This window comes from Paraburkholderia sp. RL18-085-BIA-A, from assembly GCF_046027075.1.
GTDB lineage: Bacteria > Pseudomonadota > Gammaproteobacteria > Burkholderiales > Burkholderiaceae > Paraburkholderia.
Window position 1 is genome coordinate 1 of sequence record NZ_JARESU010000590.1, and the last position, 510, is coordinate 510.

Sequence of the window (510 nt, forward strand, 5' to 3'; positions counted from 1 at the left end):
GCAGGATCTATCGGGCGGTTTCACTACGGCGAAGAAGGCGACAAGGGCTATCTGACGTGGGACGTTGAGGTGGGCAACGCGAGAGCGCTGCTTATCCCGACTCCGTCCCGGCAGACGATCTGTGTCGATTTCGATGGTCCACCTGACATGGATAAGCTCGCGGCGATCGCAGCGGACGCTACGGACAAGTTCGTTCGTGTTCGTTGGCAGGTCGATGAAGAGCATCGTCAGTCGGTCGACCGTGATGCTGTTGAAGCCCTGTTCGCGCAAGCGGCCGGATTGAAGGTCGAGGCGCGAATACTCCCGGTGGTGCGCTCGCGCTCGCAGGGCATCAGTCTCGAAACCACGGTGGATCGAAAGATCGAGCGCTGGGCCGAACATGCGAATGTGGACGCTGCTCCGCTTGTCGAGCGGTTTCGACTTCTCGAATCGGGGTTCGTTGAAGCGATCGCGGCTGCTGTTCTCGCAGGCTTGGAGGCCGAGCCGAATACAGCAAGCGAGAGCGGTCCG

At 60.8% G+C, this 510-nt stretch carries 1 pseudogene; it reads left to right on the forward strand.

The features are described from left to right. Positions 1-147: 147 nt before the first annotated feature. Positions 148-510: pseudogene (locus P0D89_RS53980) on the forward strand (metallophosphatase family protein); the annotation flags it as partial.